The organism is Microcystis sp. LE18-22.4A (assembly GCF_027531105.1).
Lineage (GTDB): Bacteria > Cyanobacteriota > Cyanobacteriia > Cyanobacteriales > Microcystaceae > Microcystis > Microcystis aeruginosa.
In genome coordinates this window covers 1-20,713 of sequence record NZ_JAPZRB010000572.1, presented here as the reverse complement: position 1 = coordinate 20,713, position 20,713 = coordinate 1, and the positions used below count along the sequence as shown (strand labels likewise).

The window sequence follows — 20,713 nt, the reverse complement described above, 5'->3', positions numbered from 1 at the left end:
GTGGTCAATTACCTAATTTTCAGGGAAAAAATCCCTAAATTTTCCCCCCAATCACTCCAATGGTAGGCACTTTTTCAGGGAAAAAAAGTCTAAAAGCCTTATCCAACAAGGTTTTTATATTTATTCAGCAAACCCTACTTAGTTAAAAGTTTGAGAATAAAGTAATAGCCAAGCTGAAAACCGATAAGCTTTGTACGGATTTTTTTTATTGTAAACTGCTTCAAATAAAAGCTTTGTAACTTTGAACACAAGCCATCGGCAGGATTAGAGCTATCGAAAAGAGTCTGGGGTGGATGGTTCCTCTAATAGACGGATTTCAATGGGGATGTAGGCCAGTTTAGCAAAAATCTTTTGTTGATGACTGACGGGCCACCATTCGTAAAGAAAAATTTCTAAAGGTCGCCAGAGGGCCACCCAACCACTAATTAATAATCCTTCTTCTAAGAAGTGAATAAATGTATCGGTGCCAAAACGACTAATTAATTCGCTGAGACTCAAACAAACAAAAAGAAAGGAGAGACCAATTAGCAAAGATATGCGTCCCTGTCGCCAAATTGTGCGTAATTTTCTTTGTTCTCCCTGTTGGCGATAGTCAAAATAATTATGTAAAGCTGAGGGTAACAAATGTCGGGCGGTATTCTGTTCGTTACTGGGAAGATAAAAGACTAATTTAAGGGGGGTATTTAGGGGGAATTCATCCACAGAGTTAATAATATAGTTTTCGGCGTTATCGTCTAAATCTCTATCTAAAAATGGCGAAGGATCGAGAGAATTAAAGACTTGCTGTAACTGATTAAGTTTAATTTCAATTAAGTAAGTTCCTTCCTCCTCTCGATAATAGGATTGTAATTTATTTACCAGTCTAGACATTAGTTATTAAGGTTAAGCAAATGGGGTGAACTGACACAACTAAAATCTACTAAGTAGGTAGGCACAATTATTTGTAGGGCGTTGGGTTTCATGCTTCAACCCAACCTACGTTCATCTTATATTTAATTCCACCCACCCACTTAGAAGTTACTTCATCTTGCTCATACAGGCTGAGAATTGAGCTATCTGTGGGAATATTTTAGCTGTATCAGTCCCAGATCATTAATTTAATTTAGCGACCAAAACCAGCGTACCAAAAATAGGTAACCATGGGGATTACTGTGGCTAAAACCAGTAAAACTATCACCCAAATCGTGGCGCTTTTATCGTCAGTTTCTTCTGCGGTAGTAAAGGTACTTTCGATATTAATTGTCGCTACTTCCGGCGGTCCGGGATCCGCTTCTCCAGAAAGTACCGCCGTTAGACGACGACTAGCATCGAGTAAAGCTTGATTATATTTTCCCCCATCTTTGAGGGGAACTGCCATAGTTTCCGAGAGGATACTATCAGCAATAGCATCGGTTAATAGGGGTTTTGCTTCCTCCCCAACCCGCATAGCAGTTTTATTGGTTAAAGTATCAAGGACGATGATAGTTTGATTGGCACGATCTTCGGAGTTAGGATACCATTCTCTCAGGATATCATCGGCTAAATTGTCAATTTTTTGACCGTAATCCAAGCGCCGGACTACCACCATTCTCACTTCCTGGCCGGTTTTTTCGGCGAGGTTTTTCAGATCTTTATTTAATTTTCCTTCGTTAGCAGCACTAATGGCCGCAACGGGATCGACTACATAAGTGGGCGCTCCGGGGCTTAAAATAGGGAGGTCATAGACTCCCATGGCAGCAGCCGGTGACAGGGAAACACCCAAGGCTATACAGCAGGAGAGAAGGAGAGAAGCTAATAATTTGAGCATATTGATTCGGTAAAATTCCTATAGAACATAATAGGGGAAAAGTTTACTGTTTTTTGATTAGGGAGACGGGAGACGGGGTGATGGGGAAGTGGGGAAGTGGGGTGATGGGGAAATTCAACTAATACCCTCAAACCCTAAAACCCCAACACCCAAACCCTTTTAACTGATAACTGATAACTGATAACTGATTATGAGTGATTTTGAGGAACTAGAGTCTAAAAAACGGGAAAAAGCCCTAGAAATGCAGGCCTATCGCGATAATTTGCTCTCACGGGTGACAAGATTACTAATTTCTCAAGATATCCACTTGGCGATCGATCATACCCTAGAACTGCTCTGTCAATTTACCCAGAGCGCTCACTGTTACATTATTCAATATTCCACCTGTCGTCAGCAGTGGAGTATGGTTTATGAATACTGTCACCCCGACTATCCGCAGGTTATCCCGATTCGGGAAGAATCACAAAATCTCTCAACGGAAACCTTTCCCTGGTTTTCTGAACAATTATTAAACGGTATTCCAGTTAAACTGAACTCTTTAGACGATTTACCCGCTACTGCTATCCCTGAAAGAGCTATTCTCGCTAATAGTTCTACTCCCTGTCTCTTAATCGTTCCCATGTGGGATAGTTGTGGGGTAACGGTGGGTTATCTGGGATTGGATGCAAGTGCAGAAAAGCAATGGACAAAGGAAGATGTCACCTTTGTGCGGTTGGTGGGAGAATTAATTGCGATCGCAGAAAGTAGATATGAAGCGGAAAAAGAATTAAAAGAGGCTAAAGAAGCGGCAGTTAAGGCAAATAAAGCTAAAAGTGAGTTTCTAGCTAACATGAGCCACGAATTACGCACTCCTCTTAATGCTATCTTGGGTTTTACTCGCTTAATATCCCGGGATAGCAGCATCAGCAGTGAATATCGGCAATATTTGGAAATTGTCAATCGTAGCGGAGAACATTTATTAGAGTTAATCAACGATATTCTAGAAATGTCGAAGATAGAAGCAGGAAGAACGGTTTTTAACCCTAGTAATTTCGATTTATACGCTCTTTTAGATAATATTGCCGAAATGCTCCGTCCACAAGCGCAGACAAAAGCTTTAAGCTTAATTTTTGATCGCAGCTCCGAGCTTCCTCAGTATATTTATACTGATGAAAGCAAATTGCGACAGGTGTTAATCAATCTCTTGGGTAACGGATTGAAGTTTACCGAGTCGGGAGGGGTAACTCTCCGGGGAAAATTAGGGGAGAAAAGAGAAGATTATCAGCGATTGCTCTGGGAAATTGAAGATACAGGACTAGGAATCGCTCCAGAGGAGATTTATAAGCTATTTCAACCCTTTAACCAAACGGAAACGGGACGAAAATCCCAACAGGGGACAGGATTGGGTTTACCTATCAGTAAAAAATTTGTTGAGTTGATGGGAGGTGCGATCGGAGTTAGTAGTATTCTGGGTCAAGGAAGTATTTTTAGTTTTGATATTCAGGTGGGTTTGGTGGGGGAAAATGAGATTAAAACCGAAACCAATAGGGCAAAAGTAATCGCTTTAGAGGAAAATCAGCCTAAATATCGCATATTAGTCGTCGATGATCGACCGGAAAGCCGTTTGCTGTTGCTGAAACTCCTGGCTACCCTAGGATTATCCGTGCAAGAGGCCGCTAATGGTCAAGAGGCGATCGCAATTTGGCAAGCATGGCAACCTCATCTTATCTGGATGGATATGAGAATGCCGGTGAAGGACGGTTACGAAGCAACTAGGGAAATTCGGCAGTTAGAGGCTTATAATTGCGGAAAAACGGTGATAATTGCCCTAACTGCCAGTGCTTTTGAAGAGGATCGCGCCTTGGTTATTGCCGCAGGTTGTGATGATTTCGTGCGTAAACCCTTCCGAGAGGAAGTTATTTGGCAAAAAATGAGCGAATATTTAGGATTAAAATATATTTATGCCGATAATGAGCCAAATCAGCCCAATTATTCGCCAGTTTTCCTCGATTCCCTGCAATCCCTATTAAAATTAATCAGTCCCGTCTGGATTAGACAATTGCAACAAGCGGCGCGAGAATGTGATGATGAAAAAATTATCGCCCTAACCGCAGAAATTCCCCCCGATTATGCTACCCTTGCCCAAGGTTTACAACAGTTAGCCGGAGAATTTTCCTTTGATGCGATCGAAACCATCATTAGAGATTTAAACATATCTTAAGAGAGTATTTTATCTAGATCTCAAAAACGTGATATTCTAAAGGCATAAATCCCTAAATATGACAATTTTAAAGGATGAAACTGTTAAAAATGCTCATCGGTACTTGGTTAATACTACCGATTTTTTCTGTTCAAGCTCAAGTCCCCTCGCTGCCCCCAATTAAGCAAAATTCCCCCAATCTTGGTGATCTCCTCAATGATCCCACCCAGCAGAAAAATTGGCTTTGTACCCAAGGAGATCAACGCATTGCCGTGGCTGCTAAAGAAGAGAAAGGTTGGAAAGAATTAATTGAAAAACAAGGTTGGCAATGTCGTGAGGAAAATACCGACATACCCGATAAAACTCTCGGCTTTTCCTGTGAACCAGAACAAACCCTCGGCCTCTTGACAGTTTACTGGTTAAATGGTAGTAATGGTCAACAACAATTAAGCCAATGGCGAGATAAATTAGCAGCACAACAGGGGATGGTTTGTACCATCAATAACGTGCAGTTATTCGATACTCAAGAAAATATACCCAACCCATTACAACCATGATTAAATTAGCAATTTTGCCTCAATCTATCCTCCTAGGTATCAGTTTACTATTAAACAATTCTCTGCCCTTACTTGCCCAATCTACACCCCTGAGCGTGGATAATTTAAGGAATACCGTCTATAACATTCCCAATCGGGGTTCCGTAATTGTCAGCGATGGTATTTTTCAATCCAATGAGGGACAGATTTTAGGAGTGCAAGTCAGTCGAGAAGCTTTGATGGGGGACTATAATAATGATCAAAGGAATGATGGTATTGTCGTGTTAAGAGTGATTACCAGAGATCAACAGCAATTACATTATTTAGCCCTAGTGATTGATAATAACGGTACTGCCACTAACACCGATACTGTCCTGTTAGCCGATCGAGTAATTGTCGATAATCTGAGTGCCAAAGATGGTATGATCAACGTCAACATGAGAAGATTTCTCCCCCGGGATCCTTCCTGTTGTCCGTCGGGAGTTATCACCCAACAATTTGCGATTAATCCTAGTATTAATCAATTGACTTTACTAAGTACCAACGAAAGTCAACCCACCACCCCAAATGTGCAGGTAATACCCAGTTCTCCCCTGAGAATTAATAATAATAATCTCCCCTTTCAACCTCCTGCTGGGGCCATCCAAATCCGCTTTTAACCTTATTTTTGGTGCGTTACGCTGGGTACATCTCCCATTTGTGAATCTACTCAGTTGGGATTCCCTGATAATCTTTTTTTAAAAACTGTGCTTTCTGGGTTTTTTGTCTTATAATTCAGACTTTTGGGAGGTTCTACCCCCCGAAGCTCCTGTGCATTAGTTTTTCGGTGAAATGTTTAGACGCATTTGTTTATATATTTGTACCAGTCTAAGAGTCACTGATAATTGCTGAAGGCAACTCTCCTGACTCCTGACTCCTGACTCCTGACTCCTGACTCCTGATACAAAATGACCTACAAATATCCCATCCAACGCTGGTATATTGCCGCGACTAATCCCGAAAAAATTGCGGGGTTAGCGCGAGAAATGGGATTATCATCCTTATTAGCAACTATCTTAATTAATCGCGGTATTGATACCCCCGAATTAGCTAAAACTTATATTGATCCTGAAGCGGATACCTTACCCTCTCCCCTGGGGGAATTTCCCGACTTAGAAAAAAGTGTCAATTTATTAGTAAAAGCGATCGCTAGGGGCGATAAAATTGCTATCTGTGGGGACTACGATGCCGATGGCATGACCAGTACATCTCTACTATTAAGAGCCTTGAGACATCTCGGTGCTAGGGTAAATCATGCCATACCCAGTCGCATGAAAGAGGGATACGGAATTAATCAGCGCATTGTCGAAGAATTTGCCGAGTCGGGAGTCGGATTAATTCTCACCGTTGATAATGGCATTTCCGCTCACGAACCGATCGCCCTAGCGATAGAATTAGGATTAAAAGTTATTATCACCGATCATCACGATCTGCCGCCAATTTTACCAAATGCCTCCGCTATTCTCAACCCAAAATTATTAACCCCTAACTCTCCCTATCAGGGATTAGCGGGGGTGGGAGTCGCCTACATTTTAGCGGTGACAACTGCCCAAAAAATGGGTAAATTACAGGGATTAACCGAGTCATTATTAGCATTATTTACCCTAGGCACTATAGCAGATTTAGCTCCATTAATTGGGGTAAATCGTCGCTGGTTAAAACGGGGTTTAAGAAAATTACCCAAATCTCAATTAGTCGGGATTCAATCCCTGATGCAAATAGCGGGAATTAGCGAGGAACAAAAGCAATTACAACCGGATGATATTGGCTTTAAATTGGGACCGAGAATTAATGCAATTGGCAGAATTGGTGATCCCCAGATAGTTATTGAATTATTAACCACCGATGAGGCGGGAATTGCCTTAGAAAGAGCGATGCAGTGCGAACAAATTAATCGTACTCGTCAAGAATTGTGCGAAAAAATTGAAGAAGAAGCGATTAAATTAGTGGAAGAAACGCCGATTCTTTGGCAACAAGATCGAGTTTTAGTCTTAGTCGAAAAAGATTGGCATCATGGGGTGATTGGTATTGTGGCCTCCCGTTTAGTGGAACGCTACGGAGTGCCGGTTTTTATCGGTACTTACGAGGAAGAAGATCCAGGTAAAATTCGCGGTTCTGCCAGAGGAATTGAAGAATTTCACGTTTTTGAAGCCCTGCAATTTTGCCAAGATTTACTAGGAAAATTTGGCGGTCATAAAATGGCGGGAGGTTTTAGTTTACCCACAGCTAATTTACTAGCATTCAAACAAAGATTAAGTCAATTTTCTCACAAAATTTTACAAATAGAACAATTAAAACCTTTAATTAAAATTGATACTATCCTCGACTTTAAACAAATCACCCTGCAACTTTTTCAACAAATTGATAGTTTGCAACCCTGGGGAATTGGCAATGAATTACCCGTTTTTTGGACTCCTAACGTGCGAGTAGTGGAACAGAAAACTATCGGAAAAAATCATTTAAAATTATTGCTGGCTCAAAGCGATAATACCAGAATTAAAGCCCTAGCTTGGCGTTGGGGCGAATATTGTCCTTTACCAACGCGTTTAGATATTGCCTATAAACTCAAAGAAAATACTTGGAATGGTAATAAAACCATAGAAATTGAATTAGTGGGAGTGCGATTACCCCAAGAAAATGATAGTATTAAAAAAGCAATTTTTATGCACGCCGAAAAAATGTATCAATGTAGTTTTTGGGGTGATTTAAACGAGATTCGCATCAAAAATGAACAGGGCGATATTTTAGTCGTGCAGAAAGGGCAGCGAATTGGTTTATTAGGCAAAAATCGGCAACAAGCTAGAGAAGTCAACGTGACTGAACCCCGTTTTTATACTTTAATTAAAGTTGCCATCAAAGCTTTGGCTATCTAGCGCTGGCTGAATAAATCTAATACCAAATCCGTTTTTAATAGTGTGATTAACTCTCAAGTTATGAATTGTTTCTCCCCACACCCCACACCCCACACCCCACACCCTACACCCTACACCCCACACCCCACACCCCACACCCTACACCCTACACCCCACACCCCACACCCTACACCCTACACCCCACACCCCACACCCTACACCCCACACCCCTTGACGATGAACCAAACCATAGTGATCAAAATCGGTACTTCCAGTTTGACCGATAATGAAACCGGCCAATTATCCCTCTCCACGATCGCCGCTTTAGTGGAAGTCCTCACCCGGTTGCGCGCTGCCGGTCATCGGGTGGTATTAGTATCTTCCGGGGCCGTGGGGGTGGGCTGCCGTCGTCTGGGAATACAGGAAAGACCGAAAAAAATCGCCCTCAAACAAGCGATCGCCGCCGTCGGTCAAGGTCGTCTGATGCGGATCTATGATGACCTCTTTACCAGTCTTGGTCAACCGATCGCCCAAATTTTGCTGACCCGTCCCGAATTGATGGAACGCACCTGTTATGTCAACGCCTATAATACCTTTCAGGCTTTGTTTGAATTAGGGGTGATTGCCATTGTCAACGAAAATGATACGGTGGCGATCGATGAGTTAAAATTCGGCGATAATGACACTTTATCAGCCCTTGTAGCCAGTTTAATCGAGGCTGACTGGTTATTTATCCTCACCGATGTGGATCGCCTCTACAGTGCCGATCCGCGGCTATTTCCCGAAGCGGCGGCTATTGCCCGAGTTAGTCCCGCGGAATTAGCGCAACTATCGATCGATGCCGGTAGTAGTGGCAGTCAGTGGGGGACCGGGGGTATGGCGACTAAATTGGCGGCGGCCCGGATTGCCACCAGCGCCGGGGTAGAAATGGCGATTACTAGGGGACGACAGCCCGGTAATATCTTAAAAATTATGGCAGGAGAGGCGATCGGAACCCGTTTTGAGGCCCAAAAACGCAGTGATAACGCCCGCAAACGCTGGATCGCCTACGGACTAATGCCCATGGGTAAAATCTATCTCGATGCTGGGGCGATTCAAGCCATTTGTCAGGGGGGAAAATCTCTCCTTGCGGCCGGGATTACCAAAGTGGCAGGGGAATTTAGCGCCTCGGAATCGGTGCAATTGTGCGATCAAGAAGGCCGGGAATTGGCCAGGGGAATTGTTAATTATAGTAGTGAGGAGATCGATCGAGTGAAAGGTCAACATTCCGAGCGTATTGCCAGTTTATTAGGTTATATGGCCGCAGAAACCATCATTCATCGGGATAATCTCGTCATTTTGAGTGCCTCGTCCACTACCTCGACTAATAAGGGATAATTCCGCCACCCAGAGGCGGTCCAGCCAATGCCTTAAATGTAAAGAAATGTCTCAAAAAAACAACAAATTGTTAGACAAGCAAGAGAGTTAGACTAGGGATGTCCCCCGAAGTTCAACCCTGTGAGATTATAAATAAAGCGAAACTCAAAAATGTCTTTATTGCTGTTGGGAGAAACTTAATAATGCGAGACGCGGTAACTAGCCTGATTAGAAAATACGATGTCACCGGACGTTATCTCGATCGAGATGCGATCGATAATCTTAAACAATATTTTGCCTCGGGAACTGCCCGTCTAGCTGCCGCCGCCCTCATTAACGCTAATTCGGCGGCGCTCGTGCGTGGGGCGGCGATTCGTCTATTTGAAGAAGTTCCCGAATTGATCCGCGCCGGGGGTAATGCCTACACCACCCGTCGTTATTCTGCCTGTCTGCGGGATATGGATTACTATCTCCGCTATGCCAGTTATGCCCTAGTAGCTGCTGATACTAATGTTCTAGATGAGCGGGTACTGCAAGGACTGCGGGAAACCTATAATTCCCTCGGGGTTCCCATCGGTCCGACGGTGCGCGGTATCCAAATCATGAGCGAAATGATTCAAACCATGGCTACTGAGGCGGGTATTACCGACACCTCTTTAATCGCTCAACCCTTTGATCATCTCACTCGCGAATTAAGCGAAGTGTCTATCTAATATTGAACGAACCTGCGTCAGTCCCCACTCTCAGCCTAGGGGAGTGGGGAAGATGCAGCAAGGGGAACCATGAAGTGGTTCTCCTAGTGCGGAAGTCTGAGGCAACCGCCATCGACGAAGAAGCGTCAGAAACTTCCCACTCAGCCAAGGGGTGGGGAACAGTTGATTAAAACATTGTCCAGCTTTCTTTGACCCATGACTCTCCCCTCGGATTTTCCCCTAGAACCACCGGCTACCAATAAAGATCCCCATCGTGATTATCGCGGACTCGATCGCAGTAAACTCACCCCCATGTACCAGCATTATGTGGAGGTAAAAGAAACCTATCCCAATGCTCTTTTACTCTATCGTGTGGGCGATTTTTTCGAGTGTTTCTTTCAGGATGCGGTGATTATCTCCAGAGAATTAGAATTAGTTCTCACCAGCAAGGAAGGGGGTAAAGGGATTGGGAGAGTCGCCATGACCGGGGTTCCCCACCACGCCCTAGAGCGCTATAGTCGTTTATTGGTGGAAAAAGGCTATGCAGTGGCGATTTGTGACCAAGTAGAGGATTCAACGGAAGCAGCCGCCGAAAAACGACTCGTAGAACGCGCTATCACCAAGCTGCTCACCCCCGGAACCCTCACCGATGAGGGAATGTTAAACGCAAAAAAGAATAATTTTCTGGCCGCTGTGGTGATCACCGGAGAAAATTGGGGATTAGCATATTCAGATATCTCCACCGGAGAATTCTACACCACCCAAGCCAGCGATTTAACGGCTTTAAGCCTAGAATTAAGCCGTTTACAGCCCTCGGAAATCCTTTTTCCCATCAATGCCCCCGATTTAAACCGTATTTTGCGCCCCGGGGAAAAATCCGACCATCTCCCCCCCTGTTTACCCGATAGTTTTTGTTATTCTCTCCGTCCCCAAACTATCTTTACTCTCACAGAGGCGAAAAATCGTCTCCTAATCACCTATAAAATGCGTTCCCTAGAGGGTATGGGCTGCGAACATTTACCCCTCGCCATTCGCGCAGCTGGGGGCCTATTAGAATACATTGAAGATACCCAAAAAGCCAATCAAGTCCCCCTACAACCTTTAAAAACCTACTCTATCTCCGAATTTTTGATTTTAGATGGGCAAACCCGTCGTAACCTTGAAATTACCCAAACGGTGCGCGATGGTAGCTTCTATGGTTCTCTATTATGGGCGATCGATCGTACTTGTACGGCCATGGGTAGTCGGGCCTTACGTCGTTGGTTACTGCAACCTCTCTTAGATTCTCGCGGTATTCGCGCCCGTCAAGATACTATCCAAGAGTTAAAGGATAATCCCGCCCTGCGCCAAGATATTCGGCAAAAATTAAGGGAAATATACGATATAGAACGTTTAAGCGGTCGTGTTGGCGCAGGAACGGCTAACGCCCGCGATTTACTTTCCCTAGCGGCATCTTTAGTCAAATTAGCCGATTTAGCGGCTTTGGTTGCTTCGGGAAATTCGCCCTATTTGAAAGCTTTACAGCAAATTCCCGCCGATTTAGAAAAATTAGGCCAGCAGGTGATAGCGCATCTGGTGGAATCTCCCCCGCTGCATCTGAAGGAAGGGGGGGTGATTCGCGAGGGAATTGATGCCCAATTGGATGCCCTGCGGCGCGACTATCAGGAAGTAATCGATTGGTTTAAGAATCTGGAGACGACAGAAAAAGAAAGAACGGGTATTAGTAACCTTAAGGTTAATTATAACAAAACTTTCGGTTATTATATCAGTTTACCCCGCAGTAAAGCTGATTTCGCCCCAAAAGATTATGTGCGTAAGCAAACTTTAGTCAATGAGGAACGTTATATCACCACCGAGTTAAAGGAGAAAGAAAATATAATTCTGACGGCAGTAGATGAATTAAATAAGTTAGAATACGAGATTTTTAGCGATTTACGCCGTCAAGTAGCCGAATTTTCCCCAGAAATCCGGGAAGTGGCCACAAAAGTCGCCGCTTTGGATGTGTTGGCAGCATTGGCAGAAATCGCCGTTTATCAGGGATATTGTCGCCCAGAAATCGCCGATGGTCGTCTTATCGATATTAAAGATGGTCGTCATCCCGTGGTGGAACAATCCCTTGGGGCTGGCTTTTTTGTGCCGAATTCGATTAATTTGGGCAATCAGGAAGGTTTGGAATACCCCGACTTGATTATTCTCACCGGTCCCAATGCTAGTGGCAAAAGTTGTTATCTGCGACAGGTGGGATTAATTCAATTGTTGGCCCAAACTGGTAGTTTTGTCCCGGCAAAGTCGGCCAAAATCTCCATCTGCGATCGCATTTTCACCCGGGTGGGGGCTGTGGATGACCTCGCTACCGGCCAATCCACCTTTATGGTGGAAATGAACGAAACTGCCAATATTCTCAATCACGCCACAGACAGATCATTAGTATTATTAGACGAAATTGGCCGGGGGACAGCCACCTTTGACGGTTTATCCATAGCTTGGTCTGTAGCGGAGTATTTAGCCACGGTACTGCAATCGCGGACGATTTTCGCCACTCACTACCACGAACTAAACGAATTAGCTTCAATTTTAGAGAATGTAGCCAATTATCAGGTAACGGTCAAGGAATTACCCCATGAGATAGTATTTTTGCACCAAGTACGACCGGGAGGTGCGGATAAATCCTATGGTATCGAAGCGGGAAGATTAGCCGGTTTACCAACTTCTGTGATCGATCGTGCCATGCAGGTGATGGGTCAAATCGAAAAACATAGTAAAATTGCGATCGGTTTGCGTCAAGGAATTAAGAAAATTAAACCAGTTAAGTCGGATAATCCCCCATCTCTGCAGCAGCTAGATATTTTTGATGACAGTAAGTAGGTATGTGTTAAAAATTATCAGACACCCCCCTTATCAAGGGTAGATCCCCCCGCCTATCGGCACCCCCCTTATCAAGGGTAGATCCCCCCGCCTATCGGCACCCCCCTTATCAAGGGGGGCAGGGGGGATCGAACCTAAAATTCATGTTTAATTTAATTATAACCAGCTACTTATCTTCAATAGCTCCGTAACCGTTGATCTATTTATGATGATCCAGTTAGTGACCAATGTACCATGATTTTTCTCCTTTAGCCCCTAAACACATAAACATCATAACCTTTACATTGAGCCTGTCGAAATGTAAGGTAAAGTGGAATCCAACCCGCGCGATTTCTTGGGTACTACCTTCTTAGGGTGGATGAGGTGATTGTATTCACTGAAACTCGGTTTTAACTTCCGTATCGAGAATCGTCCTTTTGACGTTAGCATCTATAAAATTAGCCCCTTCAAGATTTGCCCTTTCAAGATTAGCCCCTTCAAGATTAGCCCCTGCAAGATTAGCCCTTTCAAGATTTGCCCTGCCAAGATCTCGATGTATCAACAGACAGTTTTGTAAATCAAGAAAACTGAGGCAATCTAACACAAACATAGGCTTATTATCTATTCTTTGTCCCTGAAGACGGGCTAACCAATTGCCGAAAGCTTCAGGAGAAGGCCATTGAATGGGAAAAATTTCTTTGGTGACTCGCCCACAGGCATTAAATACCGCTAATAAAGCTTCCTCGGCATTGCGTGCCTGTCGCATTTCCTCCTGAAAATTGGGGCAGTTTTTTAAATCCTCCATCGGCATTCCTTTGAGCAAAAGATATTTAATTAAATGACCCAGAGTTTTCTGCCACTGTTTCACTTCATCTGGGGACTGTAATTGCATTTGATTGACAATAAAACGAAAAAGATATTCATCTATTGCCGTCGGTCCGCATAAAGTCGCCCAGGCGATTAAAGCTTTTCTGGGATCGTAGTCATTTTCATAATCATTTTCACTGTCTTGTAATTGCTTATGAATTTGCTTAACTCGGTTAACAATTCTGCGGGCAGTTAAATATTCACCAAAACTTTTATGGGTAAATTCAAAAGTTTTTTCGCTGCCTCGTAAATCGCCACTTTCTCGAAAATAAAAGGCTGTTAAAAGACGGGTAATACTCCCTTGGGAATCACTTTGAAAACTATCTTGGAAATTTTTTAGGAGATTTTTTAAGCCATTATTTTCACAATGTTCTTCAATCTCTCTCACTGTGGTGGTTCTACCGTTACCATGCCAACAGGAAAGGGCAATTTCCATTAAAATTAGCACAAAATCTTCTTTTTTAATCCCTTCTATAGCCCGGTGGCCTCGACTATTTTTTTCATAACCTCGCTCATAGACTGCCTTGAGCAAATTTTCATAAATATTATTGAGGTTAGTTTCTTGGGAAAATTGAACCTCGCCTCGTTCAAAAGTGAGAGCAATAAGATAATTTAATAGCGGTTGAGCGGTAATTTCTTGTAAATTTTTCCCCGATAATTCTGGCGGTAATTGTGCATAGTTTTTACCTTTAGCTTGCCCATACTGTTGCCACCATTGATGACGTTGATCGACTTTTAATAAGTTATCGACATCGCTAAAATTATCGCTGTTACCAACCCAATAGGGTAAAATAGTGATAATTTGCTGAGGTTTTTTAAAATTATTTTTATTGGGTTGTACCACCACATCACGCCCACTAATCAACACTTGTAAACGGGTTTTATTTTGATTAAAATGATGGACTTTTTCTCGTACTTCATTAATAAAATTTTGGGCGACTTCTTGGGCGATTTTTCCCTGCATAGATAGCTCATCTAAGCCATCAAAGATAATTAGTAATTGTAAATCTTGATCGCTCGGTTCTAGGGGATTTTCTGGTAAAAAACCGTCATGTTGAACAAAAGTTTTAACTGCTGTTACTAAATCTGTGGAGAAACTCAAGCGATGCAAGGGAATATATAAAACTTGTTTTTCTAAGCGAGCTTGTTGGGCAGCAAATACTTTACAAAAGGACGATTTTCCACTACCCGGTCCACCGGTCAATAAACGGATAGCATCATCGGATTTTGCCGCTTCTAACCATGTTTCTAACTGCTCTTGGAGTTTGATAACAATGCGTTTAAATGATGGCTCTCGATGGTAATCTATGTCTGGGGTGGCTTTTATTTCTTCTTCTTCATAAAATCCCCGTAGAGGTACATAAATTTGCTTTAAACTAAAGGCTTCCCAAAAAATAGGTTCATCGATCTGTTTTTGCAACCAAGCTCGATAATGTAACCAGCCTCTTTCTCGTTTCCAAGCATTGTTAAAAGGAGTGTCGATTTCATCTAAAAGCAGACTGTATTCATCTCGTTTATCTTTCCATTGTTCCTGCAACGCTGAGACAAAATAAGCTGGTAAACGGTTACTTAGGCTCTGTGCTTCCTGGGAATTAGTGATTAAATTATTTGTTGTTAACCACCGTAAAAAAGCTGCTTGGATTGGTGCGACTATAGGTAATCTTTCGGGATGCTCAAAAAAATCTCGATCGAGAATTAATTCCTGCTCTTGTAAAGAGTCGGTAATCTCAGTGTAAAGTTCTTTTAAAGGCAGCTTTTCGACTGCTTGGGGCAGTAAATCAGCATTACTTTTAAGTAATCCTTTCATCGCTTTCATTAGCGATCGAATTATTAATAAACCCGCTAATTCCCCCGGAGTCCGACTTAAACCAAGAGCATCTAAAACTTCTACTCCATTTTCGGCCAGATCATCCCACTGCAAAAATGCCCCGTTAAGAGCGGCTTTTCCCAGGGTACTAAAGAGACTTCTCGGATTGACTTTAACTTGTCGTTTCCAGATATTTTGGGGTTTGGAAACAGAAATTCCAGCAGCTGATTCGGACATAGAACAAAGCGATCAATTCATGTAGGATTAATATTATTATATTACACTTAAGTTGGCAGGAACAACACTGTATTGAATCTTCTTTTTGGTATTGGCAGTGTTATTTTTTGTTAATTAAAACTGTAAAAACTTTTTAACTTGTGTCCAAAGATTGGTAAAAGACTCTTTCATTTCCTCCTTAATTTTCCAGCGTTTAAATGCTTCTTCGTAGGCAATTCCTTGATTTTGAAAAGTTTTCCAAGCCGAGAGAGAAAGAGGTAAACCCATCAGCAAAAGCAGATAAATTGCCCAAGAAATTGTTCCCGCACTAATTAAATTAATGATAATAAAAAAACTATTGATAATCAGATAGCGAACGGTTTTATTTTTTAGTTCCTCGCGACGAAAGCGATCGAATTCTTGCCGTTTATAACTGACCATTTTTGACTCTTGCCAGTCCTTTTCCGCCGCTTCTAAGTCTTTAACTTCAATAGCTAAATCGTCGGCAATTTCTAACAACTGTTGACGGGTAATTTCTCCCTTATCCCCTTGACGGGAGATAGCCAAATAGAGAATTTCCTGCACATCCTCTTGACTGTAGGATTGGGGAGGGAAAAAATCGGGGTTTGGCATAGCGATAGAGAAAGAAATAGGTTCCTTCTCTATTATGGGCGATCGATTAGCGATTGACAGTTAGACGAGACAGGGAGTTTTTAACTGATTCATCCATGCTTCTAAATCCTGCAAAGAGCGATCGGCATATTGACCGTAACGTTCCCGTTTATTGCGGATTTTTCTGGTAAAATTCGGCAAAATGCCAAAATTTGGCGGCATCGGTTGAAAATGTTTCGGTTCGGCACTGCTGATAAACTCAAATAATGACCCCATCATCGTTGTGGTTGGCAATGTCACCGTTTCTAATCCTAAAGCTAAACGAGCGGCATTAGTTCCCGCTAACCATCCCCCAGCAGCCGCAGCCGTATAGCCTTCCGTGCCGATTAACTGTCCTGCCGCTAATAGCGTCGGTCGCGATTTAAACTGGAGACTGGAGGATAATAACTGGGGAGAATTGATAAAGGTGTTTTTGTGCATCACCCCCATGCGGACAAATTCGGCCTTTTCTAACCCCGGAATCAGACGGAAAACCCGTGTTTGTTCACCCCATTTTAAATTAGTTTGAAATCCCACCATATTCCACAATTGCCCCGCTTTATCTTCCATTCGCAACTGTATAACTGCGTAGGGACGTTGATCCGGATATCTGGTATCCGCTAATCCCACTGGTTTCAGGGGACCAAAACGCATGGTATCCTCTCCCCGACTGGCTAATTCTTCGATCGGCAGACAAGCCTCGAAAAATTTGGCATTTTCTCGCTCAAAATCCTTTAATTCTGCTTGTTCTGCCTGTTTTAACTCTTGCCAGAAATGCAGGTATTGTTCCCGATCCATGGGACAATTGAGATAGGCGGCCTCACCTTTATCGTAACGGGAGGCCAGAAAAGCGATCGATCGATCGATCGATTCCCCTAGAATAATCGGACTAGCGGCATCAAAAAAGCTCAGATAGTCCAGGCCGGCAAAATTTTGCAGATCTGCGGCCAAAGCAGCACTGGTTAACGGTCCGGTGGTTAAAACGACGATCCCATCCCGGGGAATTTCCGTGATCTCCTGACGTTTTAAGGTGACTAGAGGGTGGTTAGCCAAGATTTCCGTCAAATTTCGACTAAAGACCCCTCGATCGACCGCTAAAGCCCCTCCTGCGGGGACACTGTGCTGATCGGCCTGGGCAATAACTAGAGAATTTAAGCGTCGTAATTCTTCATGGAGTAACCCAGTAGCGCGATCCACCGCCATGGCACCAAAGGAGTTACTACAGACTAATTCGGCTAAAAATTGGCTATGGTGGGCGGGACTAGAGCGAATTGGGCGCATTTCGTACAGGATCACGGGAATACCTGCTTGGGCTATCTGCCACGCCGCCTCAGTCCCCGCTAATCCTCCACCAATTACATGAATAGGGCGATCGATCATAGTTGGGAGAAAATGGCTAGAGTAGGACTATTTTAGCGTTAAGTAAGGAGGCAAAATTATTTGTAGGATGGGTTAGCGGTAGCGTAACATAATCGGGCATTGGGTTTCATGCTTCAACCCAACCTACGTTCATCTTATATTTAATTCCACCCACCTACTTAGTTCCGAGTCACCAAAAAAATAGGCTGGGCTGACGGCGATCGCATGAAGATTGGGGCTGGTCGCAAACTCAGGTTATAATATTAAGGAAGGGATAGAATATTATATTTTATCTCGGCACGGTTTTTGCTTTCGAGAAGGTGGCAACACCGCCCCACTTTCTCACCATCTCCGTCCAGATGGGCTAGTTAGCGGTTTGACTTCTATGAACACCAATTATCTTGAAGAATACCAAAAATACCTAGCCGAATGGCAGAAACTGCTTCTGTCCGCTTGGGGTAATGGTGTTCCCACGACTACACCAGTGTTTGAGTTTCCGGAAACTTTGGTGAAATCCCTCGAATATCAACAAGAATGGGTGAAATCCTACCTAACCGCCCAAGAAACCGCCACCAAAGTTGCCCTCGATAGTCAGAAACAATTCTGGGATAGTTATTTCGGTTTTGCTCGTCAGTCCATGGCTGTAATCAATAAACCAGCTTAATTAGGTATCAATTGGCTAGATAGGGTTTGCTGAATAAATCTAAAAACCTTGTCCAACAAGGTTTTTAGACTTTTTTTCCCTCAAAAAGTGCCGACCTTTGGAGTGATTGGGGGGAAAATTCCTGGACTTTTTCCCTGAAAATTAGGTAATTGACCACCTGAAAATGGGTAAAACCCCACACCCCACACCCTACACCCCACACCCTGCCACCAGGAAAAACTTTTTTAGCAAACCCTAGATAGTTCGATTGGTGACTTAACTTCCCTTACAAAATGAAAAGCCTCAAATACAATCCCCTCTGGCCCTGTATTTGAGGCTTTTTTGGTTTTTTTTCCCTTTAGGCAATCAGGGAATTTTGGGGTTTAGCAAAAATCATCCGTCCGGCCGAGGTTTGCAGTGCAGATGTCACCACTACCCGCAATTCTCCCCCCAGATAATCTTTTCCTTCTTCTACCACTACCATCGTGCCATCTTCTAGATAACCGATGCCTTGGGTGGGTTCTTTTCCTGCTTTGAGAATTTTTAGGTCCAAAGTATCCCCGGGCAAGTAGATCGGACGTACTGCTTGGGCGAGATCGTTGACATTCAAGATGGTGACTTTTTGCAGATTGGCCACTTTACTGAGATTATAATCGTTAGTGAGCAAGGTGGCGTTAATTTCTTGGGCAAGATGGACTAATTTAGCATCTACGGTGCTAATATCCTCATAATCGGCGGGATGAATGACAATGCGATCGGGGAATTCTTGCTGCATCCGGTTTAAGATATCTAGTCCTCGTCTTCCTCTGACTCGTTTTTGGTCGTTACTGCCATCCGCTAACTGTTGTAATTCCTGAAGGATAAATTGGGGAATGAGAATCTGTCCTTCGATAAATCCCGTGTCTAACAATTGTTCGATACGACCATCGATAATACAACTGGTGTCAACAACTTTGGTGGCGGCCGCTTGCAGGGTTCCTTCTGCCACTAAAATTGATTCCATACTATTGGGGTTAATCAGACGCAAAAAAGTGCGACCGTGGGTATCAGCTAAACTAACCCCCAGATAGGAAAACATAATACTGCCTAAAATAGCGATTATCGGCTTAATAAACGAGAATTCTCTGGGAATCGGTAGGAAGAAAATCGGAGCTAAGATCAGATTAGCAATCAACAAACCGATAACTAGACCGACCGAACGGGTTAAAATAACTTCGATCGGAGTTTGCCGTACTTGGGTTTCTAGACGACGATAGGTAGTTTGGGCAACTAAACCAAGGGCTAAACCAATAATTGAGGCAAAACCCGCCGATAACCAGCGTAAAGCTTCAATATTGCTGATTTGCGACTGGACAGTAACCGGCAGCAAGTCCACACCACTATAGCCAATACTGGCAATAGCGAAGACGAATAGTAAAATTATGACTGCATCAAGCATAGGGATAATACCAGAGAGGATAGGGGGGAATGATGGTAGAAAAATAATGAGTATGAATGCTATTATCGAAAATTTGGGTTTAAAACCCCGTCCTTATTGGGACGGCTTTTCTTGATCCCTAATATAGCACTTGAGAACTTCCAATGGCGCACCTCTCAGTTATCAGTTATCAGTTATCAGTTATCAGTGGGTAAGTTATCAGTTATCAGATGTGAGTTTTTAAGTGTGCCGTATTAAATAGAATTTTCCTACTGTCTTTTTACTGTTTACTGTTTACTGTTTACTGTTTACTGTTTACTGCTCACTGATTACTGTTTACTGCTCACTGCTCACTGATTATAGAGTGCAGACCCACTCATTTTAACCCAATGAAAGCAAGGTATCAATAACGCATTTACCCAACAAACCAACAAAAGAGGCTTTTGTCTCAATTGTTCGGGTGTGTGCGTGTTGTCTGGAACAATACCTTAGCTCACTGCCAATAACTCTATCGACAAGGAGAGAAAAAGCCTCAATATACTGAGTTATCTAAGAGACTAACTCAGATTAAAAAGACAACAGAAAAAAACTGTTTAACTGAGGTTTCTTCTATTCTTTTACAACAGTATTTGAGAGATTTAGAGACAGCCTATTCTAACTTTTTTGCATCTTGTCAAGGAGAAAGAAAAGGGAAGAAAGTCAAACCTCCTAAATTTAAAAAACGTAAATCTAAACAATCAGCAAGATTTACCGATAATGGCTTCACCGTCAATCAACACCACGTTACTTTAGCAAAAATCGGTGATTTAAAAGTCATTTGGAGCCGTCCATTACCCTCTAAACCTTCTAGAGTCACCGTGATTAAAGACGCAGCAGATCGATACTTTCTTAGTTTTGTGGTTGAGATTCAACCTGAAACACTTCCTAACAATGGGGAGTCAGTAGGAATTGATCTAGGGATTGCTACTTTTGCTACTCTCTCAACAGGGGAAAAGATAAGCGCACCAAAACCGTTAAAGAAACGACTAAAACGGCTTAAAAAAGCACAGAGAAACCTTTCTAGAAAACAGAAAGGAAGTAAACGACGGGAAAAAACAAGAAAACGAGTGGCTAAAATCCACGCAAAGATTAAAGACACTCGCACTGATTTCTTGCAGAAACTATCCACTCGAATTTTCGTGAAAATCAAACGATAGTTTTAGAGGATTTAAACACATCGGCAATGTTTAAAAATCGTCAACTATCCCGTGCTATATCAGACTTAGGCTGGCGTTCTTTTCGAGATATGCTATCAGCAAAGTCTGATAAACTAAGACGTATTTAGGGTTTGCTGAAAAAGTTTTTCCTAGGGGCAGGGTGTAGGGTGTAGGGTGTGGGGTGTGGGGTTTTACCGATTTTGAGGGGGTCAATTACCTAATTTTCAGGGAAAAAGTCCCTGAATTTACCCCTGATCACTCCCATATCTGGTA

Annotated in this window: 14 protein-coding genes and 1 pseudogene; 9 read left to right on the top strand and 6 right to left on the bottom strand. The window is 43.0% G+C overall.

Translation table 11 applies throughout. The annotated features are described in order from the left end of the window. Nucleotides 1-270: 270 nt before the first annotated feature. Nucleotides 271-870: a hypothetical protein gene (locus O9295_RS24695; protein ID WP_002798874.1), complete on the bottom strand. Its 600-nt coding sequence runs from the start codon at nucleotides 868-870 to the stop codon at nucleotides 271-273. Nucleotides 871-1,102: 232 nt separating this feature from the next. Continuing rightward, entirely contained in the window at nucleotides 1,103-1,786 is a 684-nt protein-coding gene (gene psb32, locus O9295_RS24690) for a photosystem II repair protein Psb32 (protein WP_288035949.1), read from the bottom strand. Between the two features lie 190 nt (nucleotides 1,787-1,976). Here psb32 and O9295_RS24685 point away from each other — a divergent pair, with 190 nt between their 5' ends. From O9295_RS24685 to mutS, 7 genes are all read left to right on the top strand, one after another. Then, nucleotides 1,977-3,986 carry a histidine kinase dimerization/phospho-acceptor domain-containing protein gene (locus tag O9295_RS24685; RefSeq protein ID WP_288035947.1) on the top strand — a complete coding sequence of 670 codons (2,010 nt, stop codon included), beginning with the start codon at nucleotides 1,977-1,979 and terminating at the stop codon, nucleotides 3,984-3,986. A gap of 74 nt (nucleotides 3,987-4,060) precedes the next feature. Then, the gene (locus O9295_RS24680) at nucleotides 4,061-4,522 is read left to right on the top strand and encodes a hypothetical protein (protein ID WP_288035946.1); all 462 of its coding nucleotides are present in this window, start codon (nucleotides 4,061-4,063) and stop codon (nucleotides 4,520-4,522) included. Beyond that, nucleotides 4,519-5,160, top strand: coding sequence for a hypothetical protein (locus tag O9295_RS24675; RefSeq protein ID WP_288035945.1), 642 nt, complete (start codon nucleotides 4,519-4,521; stop codon nucleotides 5,158-5,160). Before O9295_RS24680 ends, O9295_RS24675 begins: the two co-directional genes overlap by 4 nt. Nucleotides 5,161-5,448: 288 nt before the next feature. After that, on the top strand, nucleotides 5,449-7,413 hold the full coding sequence (gene recJ / locus O9295_RS24670; RefSeq protein WP_288035944.1) for a single-stranded-DNA-specific exonuclease RecJ: 1,965 nt from the start codon (nucleotides 5,449-5,451) through the stop codon (nucleotides 7,411-7,413). Between the two features lie 216 nt (nucleotides 7,414-7,629). After that, the gene (proB, locus tag O9295_RS24665; RefSeq protein WP_288035943.1) at nucleotides 7,630-8,769 is read left to right on the top strand and encodes a glutamate 5-kinase; all 1,140 of its coding nucleotides are present in this window, start codon (nucleotides 7,630-7,632) and stop codon (nucleotides 8,767-8,769) included. 182 nt (nucleotides 8,770-8,951) lie between these two features. Beyond that, nucleotides 8,952-9,461 (top strand): allophycocyanin subunit beta, encoded by a 510-nt coding sequence (apcB, locus tag O9295_RS24660; RefSeq protein ID WP_502846523.1) that lies wholly within the window; start codon nucleotides 8,952-8,954, stop codon nucleotides 9,459-9,461. A gap of 195 nt (nucleotides 9,462-9,656) precedes the next feature. Continuing rightward, a complete protein-coding gene (mutS, locus tag O9295_RS24655) occupies nucleotides 9,657-12,305 on the top strand; it encodes a DNA mismatch repair protein MutS (RefSeq protein ID WP_288035941.1) in 2,649 nt (882 codons plus the stop codon). Between the two features lie 373 nt (nucleotides 12,306-12,678). Here mutS and O9295_RS24650 read toward each other — a convergent pair whose 3' ends face one another. The 3 genes from O9295_RS24650 to trmFO form a co-directional block, all read right to left on the bottom strand. Continuing rightward, nucleotides 12,679-15,195, bottom strand: a complete 2,517-nt coding sequence (locus O9295_RS24650; protein WP_288035940.1) for a pentapeptide repeat-containing protein — start codon at nucleotides 15,193-15,195, stop codon at nucleotides 12,679-12,681. A gap of 114 nt (nucleotides 15,196-15,309) precedes the next feature. Further along, nucleotides 15,310-15,807, bottom strand: a complete 498-nt coding sequence (locus tag O9295_RS24645; protein WP_012265371.1) for a 2TM domain-containing protein — start codon at nucleotides 15,805-15,807, stop codon at nucleotides 15,310-15,312. Between the two features lie 60 nt (nucleotides 15,808-15,867). Next, a complete protein-coding gene (trmFO, locus tag O9295_RS24640) occupies nucleotides 15,868-17,205 on the bottom strand; it encodes an FADH(2)-oxidizing methylenetetrahydrofolate--tRNA-(uracil(54)-C(5))-methyltransferase TrmFO (protein WP_288035939.1) in 1,338 nt (445 codons plus the stop codon). A gap of 364 nt (nucleotides 17,206-17,569) precedes the next feature. Between trmFO and O9295_RS24635 the strand changes: the two genes are divergently transcribed. Next, nucleotides 17,570-17,848, top strand: a complete 279-nt coding sequence (locus O9295_RS24635) for a hypothetical protein (RefSeq protein ID WP_043995783.1) — start codon at nucleotides 17,570-17,572, stop codon at nucleotides 17,846-17,848. A gap of 337 nt (nucleotides 17,849-18,185) precedes the next feature. On the opposite strand, the gene O9295_RS24630 is transcribed toward O9295_RS24635, so the two are convergent. Next, complete coding sequence (locus O9295_RS24630) at nucleotides 18,186-19,265, bottom strand: PIN/TRAM domain-containing protein (RefSeq protein ID WP_288035938.1); 1,080 nt, start codon at nucleotides 19,263-19,265, stop codon at nucleotides 18,186-18,188. 392 nt (nucleotides 19,266-19,657) lie between these two features. On the opposite strand from O9295_RS24630, the pseudogene O9295_RS24625 reads away from it, so the two are divergent. Beyond that, nucleotides 19,658-20,562, top strand: a pseudogene (locus tag O9295_RS24625) (RNA-guided endonuclease InsQ/TnpB family protein); the annotation flags it as partial. Between the last annotated feature and the right edge of the window lie 151 nt (nucleotides 20,563-20,713).

Excerpts from the sequence above, each read along its gene's own strand:
- O9295_RS24695 (WP_002798874.1), bottom strand. The coding sequence starts at position 870 with ATGTCTAGACTGGTAAATAAATTACAATCCTATTATCGAGAGGAGGAA.
- psb32 (WP_288035949.1), bottom strand. The coding sequence starts at position 1,786 with ATGCTCAAATTATTAGCTTCTCTCCTTCTCTCCTGCTGTATAGCCTTG.
- O9295_RS24685 (WP_288035947.1), top strand. The coding sequence starts at position 1,977 with ATGAGTGATTTTGAGGAACTAGAGTCTAAAAAACGGGAAAAAGCCCTA.
- O9295_RS24680 (WP_288035946.1), top strand. The coding sequence starts at position 4,061 with ATGAAACTGTTAAAAATGCTCATCGGTACTTGGTTAATACTACCGATT.
- O9295_RS24675 (WP_288035945.1), top strand. The coding sequence starts at position 4,519 with ATGATTAAATTAGCAATTTTGCCTCAATCTATCCTCCTAGGTATCAGT.
- recJ (WP_288035944.1), top strand. The coding sequence starts at position 5,449 with ATGACCTACAAATATCCCATCCAACGCTGGTATATTGCCGCGACTAAT.
- proB (WP_288035943.1), top strand. The coding sequence starts at position 7,630 with ATGAACCAAACCATAGTGATCAAAATCGGTACTTCCAGTTTGACCGAT.
- apcB (WP_502846523.1), top strand. The coding sequence starts at position 8,952 with ATGCGAGACGCGGTAACTAGCCTGATTAGAAAATACGATGTCACCGGA.
- mutS (WP_288035941.1), top strand. The coding sequence starts at position 9,657 with ATGACTCTCCCCTCGGATTTTCCCCTAGAACCACCGGCTACCAATAAA.
- O9295_RS24650 (WP_288035940.1), bottom strand. The coding sequence starts at position 15,195 with ATGTCCGAATCAGCTGCTGGAATTTCTGTTTCCAAACCCCAAAATATC.
- O9295_RS24645 (WP_012265371.1), bottom strand. The coding sequence starts at position 15,807 with ATGCCAAACCCCGATTTTTTCCCTCCCCAATCCTACAGTCAAGAGGAT.
- trmFO (WP_288035939.1), bottom strand. The coding sequence starts at position 17,205 with ATGATCGATCGCCCTATTCATGTAATTGGTGGAGGATTAGCGGGGACT.
- O9295_RS24635 (WP_043995783.1), top strand. The coding sequence starts at position 17,570 with ATGAACACCAATTATCTTGAAGAATACCAAAAATACCTAGCCGAATGG.
- O9295_RS24630 (WP_288035938.1), bottom strand. The coding sequence starts at position 19,265 with ATGCTTGATGCAGTCATAATTTTACTATTCGTCTTCGCTATTGCCAGT.